The organism is Micromonospora sp. C41, assembly GCF_018070485.1.
GTDB classification, from domain to species: Bacteria; Actinomycetota; Actinomycetes; order Mycobacteriales; family Micromonosporaceae; genus Micromonospora; species Micromonospora chalcea.
Genome location: NZ_JAGPXP010000063.1, coordinates 1 through 4,898, shown reverse-complemented (window position 1 = coordinate 4,898; position 4,898 = coordinate 1). Strand labels below are relative to the sequence as shown.

Below are 4,898 nucleotides of genomic sequence, written 5' to 3'. Positions count from 1 at the left end.
GGACGGGCCGGCGGGGGCCGGTGGTGAGGAACGCCGGTGCGGCCAGGAGGACGGCTGCGGTCAGGCCCACTGCGAGCACCGTGGGGCGCAGCCAGGGGTACCAGTCGGGGGTGCGGCCGAGCAGGTGCCAGGACCACCAGGCGGTGACCGCCAGCGTGGCGGCCAGGACCAGCGTGGCGGCGAACCCACGCCACCGGGCCGCTGCGGCCGGGCCAGGTGCAGCCGAAGCGGCGCCGGCACGGGCCCGCCACAGCGCTGTGACGCCGATGCCGACCAGCGCGCCGACCGCCGGGGCCAGGGCGACCGTGTAGTAGGCGTGGAAGATCCCGGACATGAAGCTGAAGATCAGTCCGGTGACCAGCAGCCAGCCGCCCCAGAGCAGCAGACCGGCCCGGGTCCGGTCGGTACGCGGTGCCCGCCCGGCCAGCCACAGCCCGGCGACCAGCAGGATCAGCGCGGCCGGCAGCAGCCAGGAGATCTGCCCGCCGACCTCGGTGTCGAACATCCGCAGCAGCCCGGTCTGACCGGAGAACGGTCCACCGCCGCCGGGCCGTCCGCCGCCACCGCCGACGCTGCCCACCTCGTCGCCGGTGATCCGGCCCAGGCCGTTGTAGCCGAGCGTCAGCTCCAGGATGCTGTTGTTCTGCGAGCCGCCGACGTACGGGCGGGCGCTCGTCGGCACCAGTTCGACGATCGCCACCCACCAGCCGGCGGAGACAACCACGGCGAGCCCGGCCAGCAGGAGCTGGCGGATCCGCCGTCCGAGGCCGGTCGGCGCGGCCAGCAGGTAGACCCCGGCGAAGACCGGGATCACCAGGAACGCCTGGAGCATCTTGGTGAGGAAGCCGAACCCGACGAGCACGCCGGTCAGCGCGATCCACCGGGTGCTCGCCGTCTCGACCGCGCGCACCGTCGCGTACGCGGCGGCGACCAGCAGGAACACCAGCAGCGCGTCCGGGTTGTTGAACCGGAACATCAGCGTCGCCACCGGGGTGAGCGCGAGCACCGTCCCGGCGAGCAGTCCGGCGGCCGGGCCGTACCAGCGGCGGACCGTCGCGTACAGCACGCCGACCGAGGCGACGCCGAGCAGCGCCTGCGGCACCAGGATCGACCAGCTGCTCAGGCCGAAGATCCGCACCGAGAGCGCCATCAGCCAGAGCGAGGCCGGGGTCTTGTCCACCGTGATCGAGTTGGCCGCGTCGGACGAGCCGTAGAAGAACGCGGTCCAGTTCTGCGACCCGGCCTGCACGGCGGCCGAGTAGAAGGCGTTGGCCCAGCCGGAGGCGCCCAGGCCCCACAGGTAGAGCAGCGCGGTGGCGGCCAGCAGGCCGAGCAGCGCCGGGCGGGCCCAGCGGTCGGCGCGGGTCTCCTCCGGTACGGGCGCGGGGGCCGGCTCGGCGCCGGGTGGACCGGCCGTGGGCGGGGTCGGCAGGCTCTCGGTTCTGTCCATGCCGGCAAGCCTCGGAGCGTCCGCTGGCCCGCTGCCGTGAGTGACCTATGCGTCTGCTGTGGATCCGGGCAGCCAGACCGTGAACGCGGTGTGGCCGGGCCGGCTGACCACGTCGACCCGGCCGTGGTGGGCCTCCACCACGGCGGCGACGATGGCCAGGCCGAGGCCGGTGCTGCCCTGCGCGCGGGAGCGGGAGCTGTCGCCGCGGGCGAAGCGCTCGAAGACCTCCGGCTGCAACTGTTCCGGGATGCCCGGTCCGTCGTCGGTGACGCGCAGCTCGACGCCGCCGGCGGCGGGCGCGAGCCGGACCGTGACGGTGGTGCCGGCCGGGGTGTGCACCCGCGCGTTGGCGAGCAGGTTCGCCAGCACCTGGTGCAGCCGGTGGGCGTCGCCGGTGACGGTGAGCGGCTCGTCGGGCAGGTCGAGCTGCCAGCGGTGGTCGGGGCCGGCGACGTGGGCGTCGCTCACCGCGTTCACCGCCGTGGCGGTCAGGTCGACCGGTTCGGCGGCAAGCGGGCGGCCGGAGTCCAGCCGGGCCAGCAGCAGCAGGTCGTCGACGAGGCTCGTCATCCGGGTGCTCTCCGACTCGACGCGGCGTAGCGCGTGCGCCACGTCGGGCGGGACCTCCTGGCGGCCCCGGCGGGCCACCTCGGCGTACCCCCGGATGGCCGCGAGGGGGGTGCGCAGCTCGTGGCTGGCGTCGGCGACGAACTGGCGTACCCGGGTCTCGCTGGCCTGCCGGGCGGAGAGCGCGGCGGCGACGTGGCCGAGCATCCGGTTGAGCGCGCCGCCGACCTGCCCGACCTCGGTGCGGGGGTCGGTGTCGGCGGCCGGGACCCGCACCGACAGGGCGACCTCACCGCGATCGAGCGGCAGTTCGGTGACCCGGGCGGCGGTGGCGGCGACCCGGTTGAGCGGGCGCAGCGTGACCCGGACGATGAGCAGACCGAGGGCGCCGGCGATGACCAGGCCCGCGCCGATCACCCCGGCCTGGGCGACGATCATCCACATGACGGTGTCGTCCACCTGGGCCGTCGGGATCGCGAGGACCAGCACGTCGCCGTCGCCGCGCGGCGAGGGCAGCGCGACCGCGCGGTAGTCCCCCCGGTCCCCGACGACGACGGTGCGCGGGCGGTCGCCGACGGGTACGCGGGCCAGCGCGGTCAGGTCGGCGGCGGGCACCTCCTCGCTGCCGCCGCTCTCGGACCGGACCCGGCCGACGGGTTCGGCGGCGCCGGGCACCCGGACCGCGATGGAGCCTGGCGGGAAGCCGCCCGGGGGGTCCGGCGCGACCTCGTCGGAGTTCGGCGGGGTGGGCCGCTGGTCCGGGCGCGGCGGGTCGATGCCGCGCCGGGCCCAGCGTTCGAAGTCGGCGGGCCGCCGGTCGCCGAAGGTGAGCTGGTTGTCGATCTGGTTGATCAGGAAGTGCCGCAGCGCGACTGTGGTCAGGCCGCCGATGCCGAGGCTGACCAGCGCGAGCAGCGCCACCACGGAGAGCACGAGCCGGCGGCGCAGCGACCAGCCGGCCAGGCGGCGGCGCAGCCGGCCGCGGGCGTCACTCGGCGGGCTTGAGGACATAACCCGCCCCGCGCAGCGTGTGGATCATGGGCGCGCGGCCCGCGTCGATCTTCTTGCGCAGGTACGAGATGTACAGCTCGACCACGTTGGCCTGGCCGCCGAAGTCGTAGTTCCAGACCCGGTCGAGGATCTGCGCCTTGCTGAGCACGCGGCGCGGGTTGCGCATCAGGTAGCGCAGCAGCTCGAACTCGGTGGCGGTGAGCGTGATCAGGTCGTCGCCTCGGCGTACCTCGTGGCTGTCCTCGTCGAGGGTGAGGTCGCCGACGGTGAGCACCGCCTCCTGGCGGGCGGCGACCGCGAAGCCGGAGCGGCGCAGCAGCGCACGCAGCCGGGCGATGACCTCCTCCAGGCTGAACGGTTTGGTGACGTAGTCGTCGCCGCCGACGGTGAGCCCGGCGACGCGCTCCTCCACGGCGTCGCGGGCGGTCAGGAACAGCACCGGCACGCTCGGCGACTCCTCGCGCAGGCGACGCAGCACCTGGAAGCCGTCCAGGTCGGGCAGCATCACGTCGAGCACCACGGCGTCCGGGCGGAACTGGCGGGCGGTGCTGATCGCCGCCATCCCGTTGCCGGCGGTCGCGACCTGCCAGCCCTCGTACCGCAGGGCCATGGCGAGCAGATCGGTGAGCGTCGGCTCGTCGTCGACCACGAGCACCCGCACCGGCTCGCCGTCCGGTCGGTGCAGCTCGATGCGGCCCTGCGCGGCCTGCCCGTTCATGACCATGCCCCCATCGTGGGCGGACCCGCTGTCGCCGGGCTGTCCCGATCCTGTGTACCAGCTGTGCGCGCCGGCCGACTTCGAATCCGGGCAGGTCCGGCCGGGTCTTCCACACCCGGGCTACCCGGTGGTAACTTCCCGGCATGTCCATCGACGGTCGTTTTTCCGGCCGGTTGGCCGGCAAGGTGGTGCTGGTGACCGGCGCGGCCCGGGGCATCGGCGAGCACACCGCCCGCCTCGCCGCCGCACGCGGCGCGCGGTTGTCACTGGTCGGGCTGGAACCCGACCGGCTCGCCGCGCTCGCCGCCGAGCTGGGTCCCGGGCACGCCTGGTTCGCCGCCGACGTCACCGACCAGCAGGCGCTGGCCGAGGCGGTCGACGGTACCGTGGCGGCGCTGGGCGGGATCGACGCGGTGGTCGCGAACGCCGGGGTGGCCAACCGCGGCACGATCGCCGTCGGCGACGTCGAGGCGCTGGTGCGTACGGTCGAGGTCAACCTGATCGGGGTGATGCGCACCGCCGCCGCGACCGTGCCGGCGCTCGTCGACCGGGGCGGCTACCTGCTGATCGTGTCCTCGGCCGCGGCGTTCGCCGCGCTGCCCGGCATGGCCGCCTACTGCGCCTCCAAGGCCGGCGTCGAGCAGTTCGGCAACGCGATCCGCCTGGAGCTGGCGCACCGGGGCGTGGCGGTGGGCACCGCCCATCCGTCGTGGGTGGACACCGACCTGGTCCGCGAGGCGCGCGCCGACCTGCCGGCCTTCGAAACGGCGCTGACGAAGCTGCCGTGGCCGCTGCGGCGTACCACGACGGTGGCCGAGTGCGCCGAGGCGTTCGTCCGGGCGATCGAGCGGCGCAGCCGCCGGGTGTACGTGCCACGCGCCGTCGCCGGCGTGCAGGCCGTACGGTCGGTGCTGGTCAGTCCGCTGGCCGACCGGCTGGTGGGCCGCACCGCCCGGGCCACCGTGCCGCTGATCGAGGAACAGGCCCGCGCGTTGGGGCGGGGCTTCGGCCCCAGCACGCCGCAGGGACGGCCGTGACCGCGCCGGTGGAGGTCGTCTACGAGCGGCGCGGCGCCGGGCCCACGCTGGTGCTGCTGCACGGCATCGGTCACCACGGCGGCGCCTGGCGGCCGGTACTGGACCGGCTCGCGCA

4 protein-coding genes are annotated in these 4,898 nt (G+C 75.0%); 1 reads left to right on the top strand and 3 read right to left on the bottom strand.

Going from position 1 to position 4,898, the window contains the following annotated elements; translation table 11 throughout:
* From KBX43_RS31145 to KBX43_RS31135, 3 genes are all read right to left on the bottom strand, one after another.
* A partial coding sequence (locus KBX43_RS31145) for a glycosyltransferase family 39 protein (RefSeq protein ID WP_210888592.1) occupies nt 1-1,450 on the bottom strand: 1,450 nt, incomplete at its 3' end.
* A gap of 45 nt (nt 1,451-1,495) precedes the next feature.
* Nucleotides 1,496-3,028, bottom strand: coding sequence for a cell wall metabolism sensor histidine kinase WalK (locus KBX43_RS31140; protein ID WP_064446158.1), 1,533 nt, complete (start codon nt 3,026-3,028; stop codon nt 1,496-1,498).
* A complete protein-coding gene (locus KBX43_RS31135; RefSeq protein WP_064446159.1) occupies nt 3,006-3,752 on the bottom strand; it encodes a response regulator transcription factor in 747 nt (248 codons plus the stop codon). Before KBX43_RS31135 ends, KBX43_RS31140 begins: the two co-directional genes overlap by 23 nt.
* Nucleotides 3,753-3,889: 137 nt before the next feature.
* Here KBX43_RS31135 and KBX43_RS31130 point away from each other — a divergent pair, with 137 nt between their 5' ends.
* Entirely contained in the window at nt 3,890-4,783 is an 894-nt protein-coding gene (locus KBX43_RS31130) for an SDR family oxidoreductase (RefSeq protein WP_064446160.1), read from the top strand.
* Nucleotides 4,784-4,898: the final 115 nt, after the last annotated feature.